Here is a 22,519-nt window from a genome sequence, read left to right as displayed (position 1 = left end):
CATGCGCCGTTTTTCTCTTCTGCGCCGGACGATGGGGCTGCTTGCCCTCTGCGGCCTGTTTGCCGCCTGCCTGGCCAGCCCGGCATCGGCAATCCCGGTTGAGACAAGCGCACCAAAAGGCCGGGAAACCGGTCTGCCGGTTCCCCGTTTCGTCTCGCTCAAATCGGCCAACGCACGGATGCGCATCGGCCCGTCGCTGGATTACGGGACCAAGTGGATTTACGTGAAATCAGGCCTGCCGCTGGAGATCACCGCCGAATACGACAATTGGCGTCAGGTGCGCGATAGCGATGGCATCACCGGCTGGATGCATCGCGCCCTGCTCTCCTCGCGCCGGACCGCGGTGATCGGCCCCTGGCTGAGAGAGCCCGCCGCACTTCACACCGGAGCCCGGGAAAGTGCGGCTATCTCGGCGGCGTTGATGGCCCGCGTCCTCGTCCATGTCGGAAGCTGCGACGGAGCCTGGTGCAGCATCGGCCTGCCACACGAGAACCTCACCGGCTTCGTCGAGCAATCGGCCCTCTGGGGTGTCTATCCCGGCGAGACAATCGCCGATTAGGCGGCGGCGCTCACAAAGCTGCCGAGCCCCGCGAACAGCTCGACCGACTTCAGCCGCGCCTCGATATCGTGGATCGGCATGGAGATGATCAGCTCGTCGGCCTCCGTCTCTTTCAGAAACTCCTTGAGCTTGGCTTCAGCCGTCTGCGGCGAGCCGACGACGGCATAGCGCAGCGTATGCTCGACATTGAGCTTTTCCATCGGAGACCAGAAGCTCTCCATATCCTTCACAGGCTTCGGGAACTGGCCACGAACATTGCGCCGGAGATTGACGAACTGCTGCTGCGCCGAAGTGAAGTGATACTCGGCCTCCTCATCGGTCGGCGCCACCGACCCCATCACACCAGCCATCACATAGGGCTGGTCGAGGACGGCGGAGGGCTGGAACTTGCTGCGGTAGATATCGATCGCATCGAGCAGCGAATCCGGCGCGAAATGCGAAGCGAAGGCATAGGGAAGACCGAGCATGGCGGCGAGCTGGGCGCTGTAGAGGCTGGAGCCAAGCAGCCAGATCGGCACATGCGTCCGGTTGCCGGGCACCGCGAGGATTGCCTGGTTCTCGACCGGCTCTCCGAGCAGCTGCTGCAGTTCGACGACATCATGAGGGAAGCTCTGGGCGCCGGCATCAAGGTTACGGCGCAGCGCCTGGGCGGTGCGCATATCCGTTCCCGGCGCGCGGCCGAGACCGAGATCGACGCGGCCGGGGAAGAGTGCGGCGAGCGTGCCGAACTGCTCGGCGATCACAAGCGGCGAATGGTTCGGCAGCATGACGCCGCCCGATCCGATGCGGATCGTCTTCGTCGCCGCACCAACATGGCCGATAACCACCGCCGTCGCGGCACTGGCAATCCCCGGCATGCCGTGATGCTCGGCAAGCCAGAAACGCTTGTAGCCATATTCTTCCGCCTTCTGCGCCATCCGCGCGGAACCCGCGAGAGATTGGCTGACGGTCGTGCCCTCTGGAACGGGCGAAAGATCGAGGATGGAAAAGGGAATCATGAAAACCTGCCGGTCGGGAATGTGGGGCTACCGGCTATGTAGGTGGTAACGCCGCCGCATCCAAACCCCGAGCAAAGAAAAAGGGCCGATCGGCCGCCTGCCATCAACGTAGATGTGGAAACCAAATTCCGGCATTCCGCATGTCGTTGTCATCGCAGGCCCTAGGCGGTCATTCCTGAGCCAGCAGTACGGGCTAAATAACCACCACCTACTATGACATATCTGCGTTGCATAATCAGAAGTAGGCGCTTGCCCGCGATGGGATCATAAGGAGCGCAGCTTATGCATACGAGAGTGTTTGAGATGGATTGGGTCCCTGTCGTCTTCGTTACATTCAAGGTTCTTGCCTTGGGAATAGCGATGTTCTTCGCCATCAAGTGGCATTATGACCGTGCCGAGAAAAGCGACAGGCGAGCGCTACTGCGATCGGGCGGCATGATGGCCGCCGTCTTCGCGCTGGCGGTACTCGGCGTGGGGCTTGCCGCCTTCCTGCTGAGCAGGAAGCTCGGTCTGGACCTGAGCCTCTGATGAGGCAGCTGTTTCAAGCGACTCCAGATCCAACTGATGGCGGAGTCGCCTGACACTTTGAAGGCGTTACGAAGCGCGGCGGTGCCTGAGCACATGCACTTCCGCGCTTTGGTGGTGATGGCCCTGCGGCAGCGTGAAGTTGCCGAGCTGGCGGTCCATCTCCAGCGCCTCGCTGGCGAGACGGTGGATCGCCGCCGTGCTTTCCTCGACCATCGCCGCGTTCTGCTGCGTCATCGAATCCAGTTCGGAAACCGCGCTGTTGATCTGGCGCAGCGTGTCGGCCTCTTCGCGGGTCGATTCCATGATCTCATGGATCTGGCCGTTGATCGCTTCGACGCGGCTGCCGATACCGGTCAGCGCAACCCCTGCCCGCTCGACTAGCGACACGCCGCTTTCAACCTCATGTGTCGACTTCTGCAGCAGACTGGCGATTTCTTTGGCAGCGCTCGAGGAGCGCTGTGCCAGTTCACGGACTTCCATCGCGACGACGGCAAAGCCCTTGCCGGATTCACCGGCACGCGCTGCCTCGACACCGGCATTCAGCGCCAGCAGGTTCGTCTGGAAGGCGATTTCGTCGATGACCGAGATGATCGAGTTGATCTGGCGCGAAGACGACTGGATCGCCTCCATCGCGGCGATCGTCTCGCGCATGATATCGCTCGATCCCGCCGTTTCTTTCTTCGCGTCACGGGCGATCCGCTCGGCCTGCTCGGCGCGCTCGATCTGGATACGGACCGACTGCGTAATGGCATCGATCGCATTGGCGGTCTCGGTGATCGAGGCGGCCTGACGCTCGGTGCGGCCGGCCAGATCGTCGGCGCCGTTGCGCATCTCTTCCGAGCCGGAACGGACGGCCATCGAGTTTCCGCCGATCGCCGTCATCGTTTCGCTGAGCGTTGCCAGCGCCTCGTTGAAGTTGACGCGTAGGCCCTCAAGCTCGCGCGGGAAGCGCGTCTCGATCTGATAAGCGAGATTTCCGCTGGCCAGATGATGCAGACCCTCGTCGAGCGCCTGGACGACATCCTGCAGGCTCTTCGCCTCGGCTTCGCGCAGCGCCATGTTTTCCTGGCGATCGCGCTCGGCGCGGGTGCGGGTCTCGGCACTTGCGGCTTCGAGCTCGCGGCTTTCGAGCAGCGACTGCTTGAAACGGGCAAGAGCCTTGGCCATCGTGCCGATTTCGTCGTGGCGGTTCTGGCTGCCGATCTCGGTATCGAGCTTGCCGTCGGCCACGTCGCGGGTGTTGCCGGCAAGACGGGCGAGCGGCGAGAACAGGAGCTTGGTGATCAGGCCGGTAGCAATCGCCATAACGACGAGTGCACCGAGGCCGATCATCGTCAGCAGCGTGGCGATCTCGATCGAGCCGGCATTGAGCTCGCTGAGACGGACGCTCTCGACCACCAGAAAGCGGTCGCCGTGATAATCGATGCCGCGAACATAGGCGCGGGCCGAGCCATCAGCGCGGTCGAAGTCATCGACCGTCATGCCCTGATTGTTGGCGAGCGCATCCGGAATGAAAGTGAAGGACGCAGTATCGAGCGTCGCCAGCTTGCCGTCTGCAAGACCGACCGCCGAACCATCGCTGGAAATGATCGCCGCCTGCGCCGTGCTGCCGGAGACAATGCCCTTCGACAGGATACCGGTGACGATATCATCACGAACCTTGAACAGAATGATGCCCTTCGCCAGACCGAGCTTGACGATCGGAACGGCATAGAAGATCCCCGACTTGCCCGCATCGACGCGCAGACCCGAGAAGCCTGTCGGCGCGGAATCGTCGGTCGCCTTTGCGGTGTTCTCGACAGCCTTCGCATAGGCGAGACCGGCACCGGTCGCCTTCCAGGCATCGGCCTTCAGGTTTTCGGCGAAATTGTCGTCCTTCTTGTAGGAATAGAGGACGAAACCATCCATGTCGGCGATCAGCAGATCGCTGAAGGCCGTGTTCTCGAGGTCGCGGGCGACCTCGCCCTGGGTCTTCTCATGGTTGGAATAGTAGAAACCGCTCGGCCCCTCCGGCTTCATCAGCTTTTCGCGCTGATCGGCCGGGTTCGGATTGTTGGTGATGAAGACCTTCTTCAGTTCCGCACGGGCATCGCCCGAGGATTTCTCGATGGTCTTCCAGCCGCTCTTCAGGCTGGTGATCGACATCTGCAGCGCTTCGATACGCGCAATCGAATTCGCCTGGTTTTCAAGCTGCTCCAGCTGATCCTGCAGCATGTCGCCGCGGAAGATGAGCACGCTCTCCTTCGCCTTCAGCGCCTGCTCGTCGGAAATGCGGCTGCTGGCGAAATAGCCGAGCACGCTGATGGTACTGACGGCAAGTGCCGTGAGCAGAATGAAAGTCGCAATCACTTTAAACGATAGAGACTGAAATCTCTGAGCCATAAACTAGAACCCTTCCGGAGCGGCTTGCCTGGCTTTTCGCAGCTGGCTTGACCGAAAACAGAACACTGGGGGCCTTAACCTTCCGAAAAAGGAGCCCCTCTCACATTTGATGGATTAGATTTCAGACAACTGATTTAATTCGCAGTAAACGGCGCGACACAAAAACAAGGGATGTTTTTGTTTTGTTCACATATCAATGGCAGTTATTTTGCAACTGCAATATGGTGAGCCATGCAAAACACGATTCGCATCATCGGCATCGATCCCGGCCTGCGCCGCACGGGATGGGGCGTCATCGACACGCTGGGCAATTCGCTGCGCTTCGTCGCATCGGGGACCGTCACCTCGGACGGTGACATGGATCTTGCCTCCCGCCTCTGCCAGCTGCATGACGGCCTTGCCGAGATCGTCCACAGCTACACACCCGATGAAGCTGCCGTCGAACAGACCTTCGTCAACAAGGACGCGGTCGCGACACTGAAGCTCGGCCAGGCCCGAGGCATCGCCATGCTGGTTCCGGCCCGCGCCGGCCTGCAGGTTTCCGAATATGCGCCGAACGCTGTCAAGAAAGCTGTCATCGGTGTCGGCCACGGGGAAAAGAAGCAGATCCACATGATGCTGAAGATTCTGATGCCGAAGGTGGAATTCAAGGGCGACGACGCCGCGGATGCGCTGGCGATCGCCATCTGCCACGCCCACAATCGCGGCAGCAACCGCATGCGCCTGGCAGCGCTGGCGGGATAGTTTGTTCTTGACTTGTTCTCTAGGTAGGGATTATTCTTACTTTGAAGGAGCAAGTCATGCGCGTTACCTCGAAAGGTCAGGTCACGATTCCCCGCGATCTCCGCGAGCTGGCCGGTATAGAGCCAAACAGCGAAGTCGTGTTCTCCATGGAAGGCGGCAAGCTGGTTGTCTCCCCGAAGGCTGGTCGTCGCGCCATCGAAGATCGAAACCGTCTTGATCAAGTCCTCAGGGCGATCTCCAAGCTTGAAGGGACCGGTGATCAGGCGATCGATGCCGACGTGCTCATGTCCATCACACGTGACCGCTGATATGGCGACCTTGATTGACACCAACGTGCTGGTCGATCTCGCCGTCCCGTCGTCCAATTGGCATGGCTGGTCAAGGCAACGGACGATCGAAGCGTTCGATCAGGGGCCGGTGCTCATCAACCCGATCATCTATGCCGAGTTTTCAGTACGCTACCGCGATATCGATGAAGTCGATGACGCACTGCCGGAAGACGCCTTCCGCCGGGAAAACCTCCCTTGGCCAGCGGCTTTTGCGGCCGCAGCCGCATTCCGCATCTATCGCAAGGCCGGCGGCCAGCGCGAACGTGTGCTGCCGGATTTTCTGATCGGCGCGCATGCCGCCATACGCGGCTATTCACTGCTGACACGCGATGTGAAGGGCTACCGCGCCTACTTCCCGTCGCTCGACCTCATCACTCCCGAAACCCACCCCTGACGGACATATCATGATCGGCAAGCTCAAAGGCACCATCGAGGAAATCGGCGAAGACTATGTGCTCGTCGATGTGCATGGTGTCTGTTACGTCGCCCATTGCTCCGGCCGCACCCTGTCGAAGCTCGGTTCCGTCGGAGAGGCCTGCGTCCTCTTCATCGAGACCTATGTCCGCGAGGACCAGCTGAAGCTTTTCGGCTTCATGAGCGTGCTTGAGCGCGAGTGGTTCAACCTGCTGCAGAGCGTTCAGGGCGTCGGCGCCAAGGTGGCGCTCGCCGTGCTTTCGACCCTGACGCCGCCGGAACTCGCCAATGCCATTGCCCTCCAGGACAAGACCGTCGTCTCACGCGCTCAAGGGGTTGGGCCGAAGGTCGCGGTCCGTATCGTCACCGAACTGAAGAACAAGGCACCCGCCTACGCCGGCGAGGCGATGAATATCGGCCTCAAGCAGGAACTCGGCGAAGGCGTGGCTTCGGCCCCGGTTGCCGATGCCGTCTCGGCGCTGACCAATCTCGGCTATTCCCGTGATCAGGCCGCCAACGCCGTCGCCGCCGCCATGAAGACCGCCGGCGAAGGTGCCGATAGCGCCAAGCTGATCCGGCTGGGGCTGATGGAGTTGGCGCGATGATTTCCTTGCGAAATCACTTATTCCTTACTATATTTAAAACGTAAGGAGGTTTAGATGAATATCTATTACGGTACATTGACATCAAAGGGCCAGACAACTGTTCCCGCAGAAGTTCGCGAACTCTTGCACCTGAAGCCTGGCGATAAAATTCGCTACATCCACAGCGATGGTAAGGTTTTCATCAAGGCGAAGAACAAGCGCGCGATCGATCTCGCGGGAAAGTTTCACGATCCATATCGCACGACCTTCTCGCTCGATGACATGGATCAGGCTGTCGGAGACTCTATCGCGCAAAGGGTCGCCGCGGCAAAATGATCGGCGTCGACACAAATATTTTGCTGCGCCTTTTTCTCAAGGATGATGCAGAGCAGGCTAAGAAGGTCGAGCTTCTTTTCGCGTCGCTTCCTGAGGCAGGGCCGGGCTATATAAGCTGTATTACCCTGATGGAGGTGACTTGGTTTCTGCGACAGCGCATCAAGCTAAAGCGTGAAGAGATCATGGAAGCAGTTTCCGATCTGCTGGATGCCGCCGACCTCATTCTGGAGGACGAAAACATCGTTGAAGAGACGCTTGATGTGATGGCGCAAACGACAGCCGAATTTGCCGATGTTTTCATAGCTCTTAGGAATCGAGATGCCGGCTGCTCTGTTACGAAAACTTTCGATCAGCGAGCTGCCAGAGGCGTCCCTGGAATGGAACTACTGACATGAGCGACCCCGCCCGCCTGATATCGCCGGAAAAGAAGGGCGAAGATTTTGATGCGACGCTGCGTCCACAGTCGCTGGATGAGTTCACCGGCCAGGCCGAAGCACGCGCAAACCTGAAGATCTTCATCGAGGCCGCCAAGAACCGTGGCGAGGCGCTGGATCACGTCCTGTTCGTCGGCCCGCCCGGTCTCGGCAAGACGACGCTGGCGCAGATCATGGCGAAGGAACTCGGCGTCAATTTCCGCTCCACCTCTGGTCCCGTTATCGCCAAGGCCGGCGACCTTGCGGCGCTGCTCACCAATCTCGAAGAACGTGACGTGCTCTTCATCGACGAAATCCACCGCCTGAGCCCGGCTGTCGAGGAAATCCTCTATCCGGCGATGGAAGACTTCCAGCTCGACCTGATCATCGGCGAAGGCCCGGCCGCCCGTTCTGTGAAGATCGACCTGTCGAAATTCACCCTCGTCGCCGCCACTACCCGCCTTGGCCTGCTGACCACGCCGCTGCGCGACCGCTTCGGCATTCCGGTGCGTCTCTCCTTCTACACCGTCGAGGAACTGGAGCTGATCGTCCGCCGCGGCGCGCGGCTGATGAACCTGCCGATGACCGACGAGGGTGCCAAGGAAATCGCCCGCCGCGCCCGCGGCACGCCGCGCATCGCCGGGCGCTTGCTGCGCCGCGTCCGTGATTTTGCCGAAGTCGCTAGGGCCGAGGCCGTCACCCGCGAGATCGCAGACGAGGCGCTGACCCGGCTGCTCGTCGACAATATGGGCCTCGACCAGCTCGACAAGCGCTACCTCAACATGATTGCCGTCAATTTCGGCGGCGGCCCTGTCGGCATCGAGACCATCGCCGCCGGCCTTTCCGAGCCGCGCGATGCGATCGAGGACATCATCGAGCCCTACATGATCCAGCAGGGCTTCATCCAGCGCACGCCGCGCGGCCGTGTACTCACCGCAACCGCCTGGAAGCACCTCGGCATGCAGCCGCCGAAAGACCTGGAAGCCGCACAGTTCCGGCTCTTCCAGCAAGACGACTGAGCGCGCCGATGCCGAAGAGAACGATGATCCGGCTGGATGGCAGTGCCGGACGCTTCAACTACCGCATTGCCGGGCTCGGCTTCCGCGATGGCCATGTCCTCGTTCACCGGGCCGTCCATGAGCCTTTCTGGACATTTCCGGGTGGCCGCGCCGAGATTGGCGAGACCTCGGAAGAAACGCTGCGGCGCGAGATGGTGGAAGAGCTCGGTGTGACAGTCGAGGTCGGCCGCCTGCTCTGGATCGTCGAGAATTTCTTTCATTTCGAGAAGCGCGACTGGCACGAACTTGGGCTCTATTATCTGATGGAAGTCCCCGAAAGCTTCCCTTTCCGGCCAAACGAGATCGTCCATCAGATCGAGGACGGCAAGAGCATTCTAGAGTTCAAATGGGTGCCCGCCACCCGCGAAGCGCTGAAGGCGCTCGATATTCCGCCCTATTTCATTGCTGACGAGATCGAGGCGCTTCCTCCGGCACCGCGCCACGTCGTCTGGCGCGACGGCGACCTCGACCGGGACGATTGAGGGAACTGTCCCCTTCTCCGCGCATTGCATCCTGAACAAGGAGCATCGCCATGCAGAAATACAGGACGGGCACGAGCGTCGAGTGGACATGGGGCAGAGGCAAGGGAACGGGCAGGATCGCTGAGAGCTTCACCGAAGACGTCGAGCGCACCATCGAGGGCGCCGACATCAAGCGGAAGGCGACCAACGAGGAACCCGCCTATCTGATCGAGCAGGAAGATGGCGGCAAGGTCTTGAAGAGCCACTCGGAAATCAGGAAGGTTCATTGATGGGCGATGACCGGCCCGACAGGAGATGACATGACGGTTTTCGATCCCTGCCGGGTTTTCCGCAAGCTCGCCTACAACAATGCGCTCGCCAATGTCAGATTGCTCGATGCCTGCTTCCGGCTGCAGCCGGGCGAATTCGAAGCGCATCGCACCAGCTTCTTCCCTTCGATCAAGATGACGCTGAATCACATCATCACCGTCGACTGGTTCTACGTGGATGGGCTGGAAGGCGGCAGCCTCGGACCCGATGCATGGAAGATCGAAGAGCCGTTCGATACGCTCGAAGCGCTGATCCCCGAGCAGCGGACTGTCGATGCGCGCCTCGTTGCGCTATGCGAAGCGCTGACGCCGGAGACCTTGGCGGCCACCGTCAGGCTGGATCGCGGCGGCCGGTTTCAAGAGGAGCGTGCGGACGATATCCTCAATCACCTCTTCCAGCACCAGACCCATCACTGGGGCCAAGTACATGCGATGCTGGCGGAATCCAGTGTCCGCCCGCCGCAACTCGACGAATTCATTGTCAACGACGATGCCCGTTTCCGGGGCGGCGAGATCGCCGCCCTCGGCTGGAACGAAGAAAAGCTGATGCGCTGAAAGCCGGGCTCAATCGTTCAGGCGCGACTTCAGCGCATCGACGATGGTCTTGGTCAGCAGATCGTAGTTTTCGTCGAAGTGGTGGTCGCCGGCGAGTTCAACGACGGCAGCGCCGCTCTGCTTGAGATCCGGGCAGGCGACTTCATCATCGTCTTCCTTGCCGTAGATGCACTGGATCAGCTTCGGATCGACGTCCTTCAGATCCGCGACCGGATCGCCACCGGCCCCGTCGGTCTTCTGGCCGAGCCAACCCATGACGGAGATCACGTAGTCAACCTCATGCGACAGCGACAGCAGCGAGATCTGGACGATCGACGCCTTCTCGGCCGGTTTCAGCAGCTTGTAGGTTGCCGGCACCACGTCGGCACCGAACGAGTAGCCGATCAGAAGCACATGCTTGACCTTCCACTGCTTCCGGTAGAGGTCGATGATCTTGCCGAGATCGTCGGCGGTCTCCTGCGGCTTCCGTTCCGACCAGAAGTAATGCAGCGAGTCGATGCCGACGACGGGAATCCCCTCCTTCTGCAGCTTGCTGCCAACTTCCTTGTCGATATCCCGCCAGCCGCCATCGCCGGAATAGACGATCGCCATCGTATCCATCGCCGGCTTGGCATCGAGCACGGCAAGCGGCAGGCCGAGCGGATTGTCGGCATTGCCGGACGCGTCGATCATGTCGTCGAGCGTATCGGACAGCGTCGTCTGCGCGTCGTCATCGGCATCGCGGACATCGATCGCCGGATGCGTCTTCTTCAGCTCCGCAACATGCTCGCGCCCATCCTTCGGTGCATTCGACGTCAGGGCCACCACGACGGGATCCGGCAGATTGCCCTCGGTCAGGCCATAGATCATCCGGTCGCCAACGGTCTTCTTGCTGGCCGGCGTGCAGAGCTGCTGCGTCAGCGGAATGCCTGCCGCGGGATCGATCGCCAGCGTCTGGCCGATCGTCGCATCCGGCGTCTGCGCGGCAATCGCCAGCGCCAGGGCGCCGCCCTCGCCGACACCGGCGATGATAGGCAGATGATAGGCGCTGTTGCCGGCGGCGCGCTGAACCTGCTGGCTCAACGCCTCGATGTCGGAGACCAGGTAGATGCAGCCGTCATTGTCACTGGCATCGTATTTGCGCAGAGCATCTATGTAGGACGGAAAGTCGACGCCGATCACCACGGCACCGGCATCCACCAGCTTATCCGTCTCGGCCTTTTCGTTGTCGCCCCAGCCGGCGGCGTCCGAAATCAGCATCACCGCGCCCTTCACATCACCCTTCGGCAGAAAGATGTGCGGAGATGGGATGAGCCCGGTTTCGAAGTCCTGCGTGCTCTCGTCGGCGGCATAGGCCGGAAACGCAAGCGCCGTGGCGCATGCTGCGGCGAGGATATATTTTCTGATCATTTCCTGACGACTCCCTTCAATCCGCCACCGATGAGAAAGGTCGCGTCCATCAACGCGATCATCGGATTGCCCCCTCCGGAAACCGCAAGATAGCGCGGTTGCCAGTGCGGATGAAACTTTGATTTGAATGCCCGAAGGCCTTTGAAATTGTAGAAGCGCTCGCCGTGTTCGAAAACGGTGCTGCCGATGCGGTCCCAGACGGGCGCCGTTTCGCGCTTCGACATGCCCGAGAGCGGTGCCATGCCGAGGTTGAAGTGGCGGTATCCCTCCTCGCGCAGATATTCCATGATCTGCACGAATAGAAAGTCCATCGACCCCTTTGGTGCCTCTGGCGAGAAGCGCATCAGGTCGATCGTGCCTTCCGATTTAGTTTCGGTGACGAGGATATTGGCGAAGGCGACGATCTTGCCGTCCTTCTTCAACACGCCGACCGGCTGCGAATTGACATAGTCAGGCTCGAAGGCGCCGAGCGAGAAACCCTTCTCCTTGGCATTATGGTCTTCAAGCCAGGAGCTGGAAACCGCGGCCAGATCGGTGAGAATGGCAGGCACGTCTTCGGCGGGTATGACCTCGAAGCTCAGGCCATCGCGCTGGGCGCGGCTGGCCGTCTGGCGCAGGTTCGCCCACTTGCCGCCCTTCATCTCGAAGGCGCCGAGATCGGCGACGGCGAGCTCGCCCAGCTTGAAGGCGCGCAGACCCGCGTCGGCACAATGGGACAGTAGCGCCGGCGAAATCTGGTAGAAGACCGCGCGGCATCCGGCAGCCCGCGCCGCCTCGACGAAGCTCCAGACGAGCTCCGGAATGGCATGCCGCTCGCCGACCGGATCGAACAGCGCGATCCATGAGCGCCCCTGGCGGCCATACATGATGAAGGCATCGCCCTTCTCGGAGAACATGATGCTCTTGTCGGCCATGCGCACCAGATTGGCGTCGGCATAATCCTGCGCCTTGACGATATCGACGGCGCGCTGCAGCGCCTCGTCGCTTGCCGGTTCCGGGCGGAAGGCCGCCGGACGCAGCAGGCTGAAAATGGCGATCGCCGAGGAGATGATGGTGATCCCAAGCACGGCGCGCAGACCGCGCGGTGCTTCAGCCGCGAATTCGAACTGCCACCAGAGCTCGTTACTGTATTCGACGTCGCGATAGACGAAGAGCAGGATAACGACGGCGCCGACACAGATGACCGCAATCGCCATGAGCCAGGCGGCCGTCAGCGTCTGGTTCAAGAGCGAGGCGTGGCGCGTGAACAGTCGGCGGCTGACGAACAGGCTAAAGATCAGGATCGCGAGGAAGATCGCTTCGACCAGCGCAATCGCCTTCAGCAGCGACAGGGTGAGCGCCAGAACGGCGGATACCACCGATACCAACCATGCGCCATCGAGACGCTGGCCAAGACCCCGAGCGGCAACCACGAGCGCCAGACCGAGCAGGCTCGACAGAAAGTGGGCACCTTCGACGATCGGCAGCGGCAGATAATTGGCGAGGAATTCGAGATTCTCGTCCGGCGTCGGCGTGACGCTCGAGAAGATCAGCATGACGCCGAGGATCAGCGCAAAGGCCGACAACAGCTGTGGCGTCAGACGCCCACCGATGCGGCGGATGCTGGAAGCGGCCGGATGGTCGACGAACCGGCGAAGCTCGGTCAAGGACACTGCCAGAACGGCGATCAACAGCGGCAGGACGTGATAGATCAGTCGGTAGAGGACCAGCGAGCCAAGAACTGCATCGATATTCACCGCGCTACCGAGCGAGGCGATGATGACAGTCTCAAAGACGCCGAGACCGGCCGGAACATGGCTGAGAACGCCGAGGCCGACGGCAATCGCATAGACCGCCAGGAAGACCGGCCAGCTGATCGCCGTCTGCGGCAGCAGCACATAAAGCACGGTGGCCGACGCGGCGATATCGAAGGCGGTGACTAGGAACTGCCGCGACCAGGTACGCGAATCCGGCAGGCGGACGGCGATCGGGCCGAGAGCGACCGCCCGGCCATCACGCCCGAGATAGACCATGACGCCGAGACCCGCCAGGATCGCCCCGGCGATGATCCGCAGCAGCAGCGCATTGGTATTGATCAGCGGCCCGATTTCATCGGCGATGATCATCAGCGCGATCGCCGCGACGCTGGCAAGACCGAGACCGAAGGACAGTGTGACGAAGGCGATGACTCGGCCGATATCCTCGGGCGTCAAGCCGAGGCGCGAATAGGCGCGGTAGCGGATAGCGCCACCGCTGAGCGCGCCGAAGCCCGCCGTATTGCCGACCGCATAGGCGCTGAACGCCGTCAGTGCGACATGCGGAAAGGGCAGCTTCTTGCCGATGTATTCGATCGCATTGAGATCGTAGAAGATCAGCGCGAAGAAGCTGAGGCCGGTAAAGAGCAAGGCCAGCAGGATCGAGCTGACGCGCGTGTCGGCAAGCGCCTGGACGACGTCGTCATAGCGGACTTCGTTGGTAAGCTGCATGATCGCATAACCGACCATGCAAAACAGGATAAGCGTCGCTGCGGCGACAAGCTGCGTGCGGTAACGCCGGATAAAGCCCCGAAAGCCACCGGCTTCCTCGCTTTCCATTTCTTCCAGACTGCCTTGATTCGCCATTTTACCCCTGCCGACTGCCAGCTTGGCGTGAGTCGTTCGGCAAAGAACTAGCATATGCTGCAGGCAAGCTCTATCGGCCCCCGACAGCGCTACCCCGCTACCGCCAAGCGCGCCTCATCGGCCTGAATTGGGGCAAAATTAGCGCTGGGTGACATAGTCCTCCACAGCGCTTTTGTAGCATTCCGTCGCACCCGCTCCACCCTCAGGCGGCAGGTTCGCCGCCTGCCCGTGCCTGGGCCGCATAGCGTGCGGCAGCGGCCATCGCCTCATGGTCCCGCCCGTCGCCGGAAACCTGCACCGTCGGCACCGCGAACTCGATGCCGTTTTCCTTGAAGGCGTTGCGGATCATCGCCAGCGCATTGCGACGGATGACGAACTGCTCCCCCGGCTTGGTCATCATCGACAGCCGGATCTCGATCGCGAATTCTCCGAACTGCTCGACGCCCTTCATCTTCAGCGTCTCGATGATGTGCGGGCCGAAATCGGGATTGTCGAGCAGTTGCTGACCGATCTGCTTGACGACCTTCTTGGCCTTCACCAGATCGGTGTCATAGGTGACGTTGAGGCTGATCTTATCGATCGTCCAGTCACGGTTGAGGTTCTTGACAGCGCCGAGCTCGCCGAAGGGAACGGTCGTCAGCGGTCCGCGGTGATGGCGCAGCTTCACGGAGCGCAGGCTGAAGGCCTCGACCACCCCCTTGTGGCTGCCGCTCTCGATATATTCACCGACACGGAAAGCATCGTCCCAGAGATAGAACATGCCGCTGATCACGTCCTTGACGATGGTCTGCGCGCCAAAGCCGACCGCGACACCGACGACACCGGCGCCGGCAATCAGCGGCCCGATCTCGATGCCCAGACCGGACAGGACCATCAAAACGGCAATAACGGCGATGACCACCGCGAAGATATTGCGGAAGATCGGCAGCAACGTCTGCAGCCGGGCCCGTCTGGCTTTCTCCTCGTCCGAGGCCGAAGCGTCGAGCGGCGAATCGATAAGCTTGCCGTTGATATAGGCTTTGACGATATGCCAGAGCAGATCGGCCGCAAGCAGGATGACGATGCCGCCAATGGCGCCGCGAGTGATGCGATCGACCATGGTGTCGCCCGCCGCCATTCTGTCTGCCGCAAAGCCCATGATCCGCCCCATCCAGACCGCCGCTGCCGCGATGATGATGGCGCGAACGCCGCGGTCCAGCAGCACGGTCGCCATCCGGCGGTTGGCGAGAAAACCCGCTTCCGCCTGATGCAGCGAACGGACCGCAGCCGTCGCGACACGCAGCACCTTGGGCAGAAGCAGGGCATAGATGCCGAGCCAGAGCAGCAGCATGAAGCCGGTAACCCACAGGAGCCAGAGCGCGAGGAAGTAGATCGTCAGAAACCAGGCTGCTGCCGTACTGTGCCTGATGCCATCGCTGGGGCGCGACCAGACCGCCTCGACAGCGATCAGGAAAAGCCCGATCCCGAGGATGTAGGCGACGAACAAGCGGGAACCGACTGAAAAGCCGAGCGGCTCCATGATCTGGATCACCACCCAGCCGAAGGCGAAGTAGATGGCGAATATGGCCGAGCGCCGGAACCAGTACAGCGCCTTGGCGCGGGAAATATCGCGCTCGCCGTCGGCGCGCGGCAGCGTCACCAGCACGACCAGCATCCGGCCGATGGAAATGGTGAAGCGGGTCGCGATCAGCGCGATCGCAACGGCAATCGCGATCGCCTGGCTCACCGGCGGCCAGCTGAAGGCAACCAGCGGCACGATCGTCGCCATGGCAAACACGATGGCCGGGATGACGCGATAGAAGAGATTGGCGCCAGCGTGATGCAGCGCGGCAGGCTCCTCAACATCGGAGCGGCGGACGCGCGGCCGCGGCGTCGCGGCGCGAAACAGCAGTTCGGCCAAAGTGCCGATCAGCAACAGTGTCAGCCCCTGAACGGCGATCCAGCCAGGCCCTGTCGGCTCGACCTCGCGATCGACAATGCCATCGGCCGCCTCGACCTCTTCTGGCAGTTCCATGGCCGCATCCGAGACCATCTCGACATGGTGGCGCGCATGGGCGAGCAGGTCTGACAGCACCGACATCTGTCCGCCGTCATCGGCCGCCGCCGCGGGCGCCATCTTCATCTGCGATGCCATCCATGTCTGCACCTCGGGCGCCTGCATCAGCTGCATCATCTGCCGCACCTTGTCGGGCGGCGTGGCGGCATCGGCTGCGGGTGGCGCCGGCGCGGTCTGCGCGTATGCGCCATCGGAAGTGCCGAGAAAAATCGTCAACGAAAACAGGCAAGCCCAGAGGCTCCCCCTCACGAACCTTGAACCCAACACCCGACGCCCTCCGGTATGACTGGAATCAACCATATCGCTTGCGATGCCATAGGCAATGGGCACGAAAAAACCCGCGCTCGGAAAGCGCGGGTCTTCAAGAATATATGAGCACCTGTTGGGCTTTACGCCTTCGGCTTCTCGACGTGACCGCCGAAGCCGGCACGCATCGCCGAGAGCACCTTGTTGGCGAACTCGTCCTGGTCGCGCGACGAGAAGCGGCCGTAGAGCGCAGCACTCAGCACCGGCGTCGGAACGCTTTCGTCGATTGCCGCCATGATCGTCCATCGTCCCTCGCCGGAATCGGAGACGCGGCCGGCATATTTCGCCAGAGCCGGATCGGCATGCAGCGCATCCGAGGTCAGGTCGAGCAGCCAGGAGGTGATGACGCTGCCGCGGCGCCAGACTTCCGAAACATCCTGCAGATTGAAGTCGTAGCGGTAATGTTCCGGATGTGCGAGCGGCGCCGTCTCGGCATCGGCTTCATGCGTCGCCGCGCCGATATTGGCATTCTTCAGAATGTTGAAGCCTTCGGCATAGGCGGCCATCAGGCCGTATTCTATGCCGTTGTGGACCATCTTCACGAAATGGCCGGCGCCATGCGGACCGCAATGCAGATAGCCCTGCTCGGCCGTGCTGTGTTCGCCAGCGGTGCGGTTTTCCGACGGCTTCACGTCGCCGACGCCAGGCGCCAGCGATGCAAAGATCGGCGACAGCGACTGAACGATGCCCTTTTCGCCGCCGATCATCAGGCAATAGCCGCGTTCGAGGCCGAAGACGCCGCCGCTGGTGCCGACATCCACATAATGGATGCCCTTGGTGATGAGCTCCGCGCCGCGGCGGATGTCGTCATGATAATAGGAGTTACCGCCGTCGATGATGATGTCGTCATCATGCAGCAGCGGCAGAAGCTGGGCGATCACCTTGTCGGTAATGGCAGCCGGCAGCATCAGCCAAATGGCGCGCGGACGCGACAGCTTCGAGACGAACTCCTCCAGCGAGCTGGCTCCGGTGGCGCCCTTGCCCGTCAGGTCGGCAACACTTTCCGGCTTCGCGTCATAGACCACGCATTCATGGCCATCCCGCATCAAGCGCTGGACCATGTAGTTGCCCATACGGCCCAAACCTACCATGCCAAGCTGCATTTTATATTCTCCTGGGAATCTAATCGATATGATTCCGGAAATTAGCACTCATGCCGCCGCAGGCAAGCGAAGTCTCTGTCACATTCGGGAGATGAGATCCTCGCCACCTTGCTTTCATGCCGCGAAACGTTTCGCGCAAAGGGTGTGGCCCTGTTAAAATCGGAGTGAAAAACTCAGTAAAAGAGCCGCCCGGAGCCCGGCGGCAAAGACGTATGGCAGTTGCATTGCAGCATGCCGCAGTTACCGGCGGATGCTTTCAAGCGGCCAATCAAAGCAGTCACGAAAATTTTCTATGCCCGAAATAAAGCTGATTAATCCGTTTCTTTTCATATTCTTAACTTACCGCTCATCTTCGTCACAACACTGTCCCGCAAAATTTTGCACTTGGTGAGCAGTTGCCTTGGCGAAATCTCGATGGTACTTTTTGATTAACAACTAAATAAAAAAACAACGGGGGAAGTGCCCTTCAATTTCGATCTATGATTTGTCAGTTCAGGATTGAAGACTATGAAGGCCACACCAATTAATATTCATCCAAAAGACGTACGAATACTGTCTGCTTCGCGGATCGCTGGGTATTTGTTCGCATTCCTGCTGCTCTTCACCATCGGCATGTCGATGGTACCCAACCAGTTCTTCGTCGTTTCGCCGAAGGCGGTGATCAACGCCCCCGTGCAGATGATCGCCTCACCGATCTACGGCCGCGTCGACAAGATTTCGCTTCAGGTCGGCCAGGTGGTCAATCTCGGCGACGTGACGGCAACCGTCTCCAATCCCAATCAGGATCAGACGTCTCTCACCGGTCTCCGGCTTGAGAAGCTCGACCTGACAGAAAAGCTCAACAACACGATCAACGTGGTTGCCGAGCGCAATGACCAGCTGAGCAAGGTCAAGGCGCAGATATCGGATGTGAAGGACGGGGTTCTGAGCGAACTTGGCGCCGTCATCAGCAACGCCCAATCGAACGTCTCGATCTACGAGGCGCGGCTTGCCGAGCAGGATGCACTGCTGCAGCGCGCCACCGTGCTTTTGAAGAAGGGGATGACCTCCGAAGCGAGTGTCGAGCCGCAGCGCCAGAAACGCAATGCCGCCCAGGGCGAGCTCGATGCAGCCCGCGGCGAACTGAAGCGCAACGAGATCGTCCAGTCGCTGGTCAGCCGCGACATCTATACGGGCGGCACGGTCGCAGCCAACCTGCTGACGCTGGAAATGCAGCGCACCAAGCTCGCCGGCGACATCGCCGAGGACAATATCGAGATCAACCAGATGACCGAGCGCAAGGCGCAGGTCGAGAAACTGATCAACCGCGAGGAAGGCCGGCTTGGCAAATCGGGAGCAGCCGAGGTGGTCGCCGACCATCACGGCCAGGTCGTCAGCGTCGACGCCTCCTTCGGCGATTTCGTCATGCAGGGCCAGGCGGTCGCCAAGTCTCTCGACTGCACCGAGGCGTTCGCTGCGGCGGTCTACAGAAGCCGCGACGTCTCCTCCCTCGATATCGGCACGCCGGCGATGGTCAATTTCCGCTCGCTCGGCGTCAAGAAAAGCGGCCACGTCTACAAGATCGTCCGCTACTTCGACAGTGGCCAGCAGAACCGCTATTTCGCCAAGTTTCCGAAGGCCGAGGGCGACGAGGTCTATGTCCTCGTCAAGGTCGATGACGATCCTGTCGAGCTGACCGCTGCCGGACAGCCGAACAACGACAAGTTCTTTGGATGCAATGTCGGTGAGGACGTGATTGTCTCGCTTGGAGAGACCGTCGTCGCGCGCCTCACCCGCTATTCGAAAATGGCCGTCGACAAATTGTCAGAGGCGGACGGCCTGCTCTCCGCGTCGGCCTTTTTCGACAAGGGCCACAAGATGGCGAGCCTCCAGCAGTAACAAGCGCGCTTTCGCTTCACGTTATCGAGCGGCGATAACAGGGAAGACTTTGATATGGTTTTGCGTAGAACGTTCCTAGCGGCGATGCTCGCCATGGCGGCATTCGCCTTCAGTCCACCGCCTGCTGCGGCCGCAGGCAAACATGACGAACTGGCCTGCACGCTCTGCGACGGCCTTGCCGCGCTGATGACGGGTGAACCGGAGCAGGCTTTTGTCTTTCGAAGTTTCGAACCGGCAAACGGCGGATCGAAACTGCACCCGGCGCTCGACAATACCGGCTTCACCTATGACAACGCGCTGGCGATGATGGCGCTCTATGGCTGCGGCCGCGCCAAGGAGGCCAAACGCGTCGCCGATGCGCTGGTGCTGGCGCTGGAAACCGACCGCCACTATCACGACGGACGGCTGCGCAACGCCTATCGCTCCGGGCCGGTCATAACAGGCAAGGACGGCATGTTGCTTCCCGGCTACTGGAGCACGGCCAGCAATTCCTGGATCGAGGACGGCTATCAGGTCGGCAGTGCGACCGGGAGCACCGCCTGGGGCGCGCTCGGCCTGCTCGCCGCCTATTCCGAAACCAGCCAGACCGCCTATCTCGACGGCGCCCGCAAGATCATGGACTTCATCCACCGCTCGACTGCCGACCCCAAGAACCCCGGCTATTTCGGCGGCTTCTTCGGCCACGAGCCGACGCCTGACCGGATGACCTGGAAATCCACCGAGCACAATCTCGATATCTACGCTGCCGATCATTGGCTGGCGACAATCGACGAGGCCGGCGACTGGGAGCACGACGGCGAGAGCGCCAAGGACTTCCTCGACGCCATGTGGAACAAGGCAGAGGGCCGTTTCTATATCGGCAGCGTGCCGGACAGCAACGCGCCCAACGTCAACATGTCCGGTCTCGATGCCGAGCTGTGGCCGCTGATCGCCGTCAAGGATTTTGCCGCCAAGGCACCGCAAGTGCTCGAATGGACCGAGGCCAATCACGGCGTTCCAGGAGGCTTCGACTTCAACGACGATCGCGACGGCATATGGCTGGAAGGCACCGCGCAGGCGGCGCTGATCTATCAGATGGTCGGCGATGCGCAGAAGGCGGAGCCGCTGTTCCAGACCATATCGGCCCAGATCTCACCCGAGAAACTGATCTACGCCACCGTCGATGAGCAGCTGACCACCGGGCTGCAGGTCGGGCCGAACTCCGAGCCCGGCGACTTCAAATATTATCGCCTGCCCCATGTCGGGGCGACGGGATGGGCCGTGCTCGCGGCGCTCAGGCTCAACCCCTTCAATGCAGATTCCTTTGCGGCCAAGAACGAGGAAAAGCCATGTCCCCAGAAGTAGTCACCCTCTCGGATGCCATCCTCTTCTCGCTGGTGACGCTTGCCCTCATTCTGGGCTGCGCACTGCTGCTCGACAGCAACAGGAGCAAGGACCGCGCCGTCTTCGGCACCATCCTGATCCTGATGCTTGCGAACTACGTCTATTTCCGGCTGACGACGACGCTGCCAGCTTTCGACTGGAGCGCCTACGCGATCTGGCCGCGCATCTACCTGGCTTTCGAGGCCGTGGTCATCCTCTACACACTGCTGTCGATCGTCTTCTTCTTCCGTCGAACCGACCATACGGGAGCAGCCGATACCAGCGAGGCGATGATCTCGCGCATGGGAAAGCCACCGGCGGTCGACGTCTTCATCTGCACCTACAACGAGGATGTCACCATTCTGGAGCGGACGATCCTGGCCGCCAAGGCGATCGACTACGGCAACTTCACCATCTGGATCCTCGACGACGGGCGGCGCGAATGGCTGCGCGACTACTGCGGCGAGCTCGGCGTGCGCTATCTGACGCGCGACGACAACAAGGGCGCCAAGGGCGGCAACATCAACAATGCCATCCGCTGGTCGAAGCAGATCACCAACGCCCCCTTCATCCTGATCCTCGATGCCGACTTCGCGCCGCAGCGGCCGATCCTTAAGCGCATCATCGGCCAGTTCGTCGATCCCGAGATCGGCCTGATCCAGACCCCGCAATTCTATTACAACGCCGACCCGGTGCAGCATAACCTGCTGGCGTCCAAGGCCTGGGTCGATGACCAGCGCATCTTCTTCGACGTCATGCAGCCGTCGAAGGACGGCTGGGGCGCGGCCTTCTGCGTCGGCACATCCTGCGTTGTAAGGCGCGATGCGCTGGAGCTGATCGGGGGCATGCCCGAGGAGACCGTAACCGAAGACATTCATCTCACCTACCGCCTGATGCAAAAGGGATTGCGCACCCGCTGGCTGAACGAACGCCTCAGCGTCGGCCTCTCCGCCGAAAGCCTGTCAGGCTACATCACCCAGCGCTGCCGCTGGTGCCTCGGCACCATCCAGGTCGCGCTTCTGCGCGACGGCCCGTTCTTCGGCCGCGGCTATACGCTGATGCAGCGGCTGCATTATTTCCACGGATTGCTGTTCTGGTTCTGCCGGCCGTTCATGCTGCTTCTGATGGCGGCGCCGATCCTCTTCTACTTCCTCGGCCTGCCGGCCATCCTGATGGAGCCCGAAGCCTTCTTCCTTTATGCGCTGCCGATGGTCGGCGCGATGTGGACCTTCCACGCCTGGGTCTCCGGCTGGCGCAGCCTGCCGTTGTTCACCGAGGTCTCGCAGATGGTCTCGGCCATTCCGATCACCATCGCCATCTGCCACGCTATCGCCCACCCCTTCGGACGGCCATTCAAGGTGACGGCGAAGGGCGAGGACCGCACCCGCGTCGATATCCTCTATCCGATCGCCACCACCTTCGCGCTGATCATCATCCTCACCTTCACAGGTATGCTGAACGGACCGCTTCTCAGCAATTACAGCGGCCTCGACAGCTTCAGCGTCGCTTGGGGCATGGTGGTGATGGTCTATGCCTTCGTCTCGATGCTCGTCTGCATCGAGCTGCCGCGCGAGCCGCTGGATGCCATCAAGTTTCCGGTCGGACGCAAGACGGCGATGACCTGCAACGGCCAAGCCCTGCCCTGCACCGTCGATAGCCTGTCTCTGACACAGGCGGAAATCAGCCTGCAGCAACCGCGTATCGGCATGAATGCCGGTGTCGGCGATCTGCTTCTCTTTTCGCCCTTCCCCGGCTTCGACGTCGCCGGACGCATCGACCGCATCGATCAGAACCGGTCGTCCTTCACCGTCTCCGTCGTCGCGGTGAAGGAACGGCGCGAAAGCGAGGATATCCACGCCCATCCGGCGGTCGTCCGGCGCAAGATGATCCAGCGGCTCTACAGCGAGATGCCGGAAGCAATGCCGGGCCGGGCCTATCCGCTGGCAGCGCTCCGCGCCCTCTTCAGCCGCATGTTCCAGAAGCCGTCCGCCTATTCCGGCCAGACGCGGATGGCGGCCAACACCGTCTCCGTACGCCGCTCCAGATGGCGCCCGTCGCCGGGCGGCATCCTGGCGAGCGGATCAAGGGCATTGCCGGCGCCGGGCCAGGGATTGCTGCCGCCCGCGGCCGAATAG

General features: G+C 61.2%; 21 protein-coding genes. 15 read left to right on the top strand and 6 right to left on the bottom strand.

Features of this window, described 5'->3' with window-relative positions:
* Position 1: 1 nt before the first annotated feature.
* On the top strand, positions 2–559 hold the full coding sequence (locus AC1DV9_RS21455) for an SH3 domain-containing protein (protein ID WP_477949954.1): 558 nt from the start codon (positions 2–4) through the stop codon (positions 557–559).
* Here AC1DV9_RS21455 and AC1DV9_RS21450 read toward each other — a convergent pair.
* Positions 556–1,557, bottom strand: coding sequence for an LLM class flavin-dependent oxidoreductase (locus AC1DV9_RS21450; RefSeq protein ID WP_477949953.1), 1,002 nt, complete (start codon positions 1,555–1,557; stop codon positions 556–558). The genes AC1DV9_RS21455 and AC1DV9_RS21450 overlap by 4 nt on opposite strands.
* Positions 1,558–1,839: 282 nt before the next feature.
* On the opposite strand from AC1DV9_RS21450, the gene AC1DV9_RS21445 reads away from it, so the two are divergent.
* Positions 1,840–2,085 carry a hypothetical protein gene (locus tag AC1DV9_RS21445; RefSeq protein ID WP_112518021.1) on the top strand — a complete coding sequence of 82 codons (246 nt, stop codon included), beginning with the start codon at positions 1,840–1,842 and terminating at the stop codon, positions 2,083–2,085.
* 66 nt (positions 2,086–2,151) lie between these two features.
* Here AC1DV9_RS21445 and AC1DV9_RS21440 read toward each other — a convergent pair whose 3' ends face one another.
* Positions 2,152–4,467: a methyl-accepting chemotaxis protein gene (locus AC1DV9_RS21440; protein ID WP_477949952.1), complete on the bottom strand. Its 2,316-nt coding sequence runs from the start codon at positions 4,465–4,467 to the stop codon at positions 2,152–2,154.
* 231 nt (positions 4,468–4,698) lie between these two features.
* Here AC1DV9_RS21440 and ruvC point away from each other — a divergent pair, with 231 nt between their 5' ends.
* Genes ruvC through AC1DV9_RS21390 form a run of 10 tightly spaced genes read left to right on the top strand, consistent with a single transcriptional unit; the run spans position 4,699 to position 9,690 of the window.
* Positions 4,699–5,211, top strand: a complete 513-nt coding sequence (ruvC, locus tag AC1DV9_RS21435; RefSeq protein ID WP_112385449.1) for a crossover junction endodeoxyribonuclease RuvC — start codon at positions 4,699–4,701, stop codon at positions 5,209–5,211.
* Between the two features lie 56 nt (positions 5,212–5,267).
* Positions 5,268–5,519: an AbrB/MazE/SpoVT family DNA-binding domain-containing protein gene (locus AC1DV9_RS21430; RefSeq protein ID WP_477949951.1), complete on the top strand. Its 252-nt coding sequence runs from the start codon at positions 5,268–5,270 to the stop codon at positions 5,517–5,519.
* Position 5,520: 1 nt separating this feature from the next.
* Positions 5,521–5,934, top strand: coding sequence for a type II toxin-antitoxin system VapC family toxin (locus tag AC1DV9_RS21425; RefSeq protein WP_477949950.1), 414 nt, complete (start codon positions 5,521–5,523; stop codon positions 5,932–5,934).
* Between the two features lie 10 nt (positions 5,935–5,944).
* Complete coding sequence (gene ruvA / locus AC1DV9_RS21420; protein ID WP_477949949.1) at positions 5,945–6,559, top strand: Holliday junction branch migration protein RuvA; 615 nt, start codon at positions 5,945–5,947, stop codon at positions 6,557–6,559.
* Positions 6,560–6,613: 54 nt separating this feature from the next.
* On the top strand, positions 6,614–6,874 hold the full coding sequence (locus AC1DV9_RS21415; RefSeq protein ID WP_477949948.1) for an AbrB/MazE/SpoVT family DNA-binding domain-containing protein: 261 nt from the start codon (positions 6,614–6,616) through the stop codon (positions 6,872–6,874).
* A complete protein-coding gene (locus AC1DV9_RS21410; RefSeq protein WP_310297344.1) occupies positions 6,871–7,269 on the top strand; it encodes a PIN domain-containing protein in 399 nt (132 codons plus the stop codon). Before AC1DV9_RS21415 ends, AC1DV9_RS21410 begins: the two co-directional genes overlap by 4 nt.
* Entirely contained in the window at positions 7,266–8,306 is a 1,041-nt protein-coding gene (gene ruvB, locus AC1DV9_RS21405) for a Holliday junction branch migration DNA helicase RuvB (RefSeq protein WP_112385455.1), read from the top strand. The genes AC1DV9_RS21410 and ruvB overlap by 4 nt, the downstream gene beginning before the upstream one ends.
* Before the next feature lie 8 nt (positions 8,307–8,314).
* Positions 8,315–8,827: an NUDIX hydrolase gene (locus AC1DV9_RS21400; RefSeq protein ID WP_477949947.1), complete on the top strand. Its 513-nt coding sequence runs from the start codon at positions 8,315–8,317 to the stop codon at positions 8,825–8,827.
* A 50-nt stretch (positions 8,828–8,877) separates the two neighbouring features.
* Entirely contained in the window at positions 8,878–9,096 is a 219-nt protein-coding gene (locus AC1DV9_RS21395; RefSeq protein ID WP_477949946.1) for a hypervirulence associated TUDOR domain-containing protein, read from the top strand.
* Between the two features lie 30 nt (positions 9,097–9,126).
* On the top strand, positions 9,127–9,690 hold the full coding sequence (locus AC1DV9_RS21390; protein ID WP_477949945.1) for a DinB family protein: 564 nt from the start codon (positions 9,127–9,129) through the stop codon (positions 9,688–9,690).
* A 9-nt stretch (positions 9,691–9,699) separates the two neighbouring features.
* Here AC1DV9_RS21390 and AC1DV9_RS21385 read toward each other — a convergent pair whose 3' ends face one another.
* From AC1DV9_RS21385 to gnd, 4 genes are all read right to left on the bottom strand, one after another.
* Entirely contained in the window at positions 9,700–11,079 is a 1,380-nt protein-coding gene (locus AC1DV9_RS21385) for a virulence factor family protein (protein WP_477949944.1), read from the bottom strand.
* Positions 11,076–13,679: a bifunctional lysylphosphatidylglycerol flippase/synthetase MprF gene (gene mprF / locus AC1DV9_RS21380; protein WP_477949943.1), complete on the bottom strand. Its 2,604-nt coding sequence runs from the start codon at positions 13,677–13,679 to the stop codon at positions 11,076–11,078. Before mprF ends, AC1DV9_RS21385 begins: the two co-directional genes overlap by 4 nt.
* A 202-nt stretch (positions 13,680–13,881) precedes the next feature.
* Positions 13,882–16,035: a mechanosensitive ion channel family protein gene (locus AC1DV9_RS21375; RefSeq protein WP_477950040.1), complete on the bottom strand. Its 2,154-nt coding sequence runs from the start codon at positions 16,033–16,035 to the stop codon at positions 13,882–13,884.
* A gap of 89 nt (positions 16,036–16,124) precedes the next feature.
* On the bottom strand, positions 16,125–17,144 hold the full coding sequence (gene gnd / locus AC1DV9_RS21370) for a phosphogluconate dehydrogenase (NAD(+)-dependent, decarboxylating) (RefSeq protein WP_112385460.1): 1,020 nt from the start codon (positions 17,142–17,144) through the stop codon (positions 16,125–16,127).
* Positions 17,145–17,723: 579 nt separating this feature from the next.
* Between gnd and AC1DV9_RS21365 the strand changes: the two genes are divergently transcribed.
* The 3 genes from AC1DV9_RS21365 to AC1DV9_RS21355 are packed head-to-tail and all read left to right on the top strand — an operon-like array spanning position 17,724 to position 22,519.
* Positions 17,724–19,022, top strand: coding sequence for an HlyD family secretion protein (locus tag AC1DV9_RS21365; RefSeq protein WP_442210124.1), 1,299 nt, complete (start codon positions 17,724–17,726; stop codon positions 19,020–19,022).
* A gap of 54 nt (positions 19,023–19,076) precedes the next feature.
* A complete protein-coding gene (locus AC1DV9_RS21360) occupies positions 19,077–20,366 on the top strand; it encodes a YyaL domain-containing protein (protein WP_112518030.1) in 1,290 nt (429 codons plus the stop codon).
* Positions 20,351–22,519 carry a glycosyltransferase family 2 protein gene (locus tag AC1DV9_RS21355; protein ID WP_477949942.1) on the top strand — a complete coding sequence of 723 codons (2,169 nt, stop codon included), beginning with the start codon at positions 20,351–20,353 and terminating at the stop codon, positions 22,517–22,519. The genes AC1DV9_RS21360 and AC1DV9_RS21355 overlap by 16 nt, the downstream gene beginning before the upstream one ends.

Source organism: Rhizobium sp. 01L410 (genome assembly GCF_056400165.1).
The sequence above is the reverse complement of the archived record's forward strand: the minus strand, read 5'-3'. Positions and strand labels throughout refer to the sequence as shown.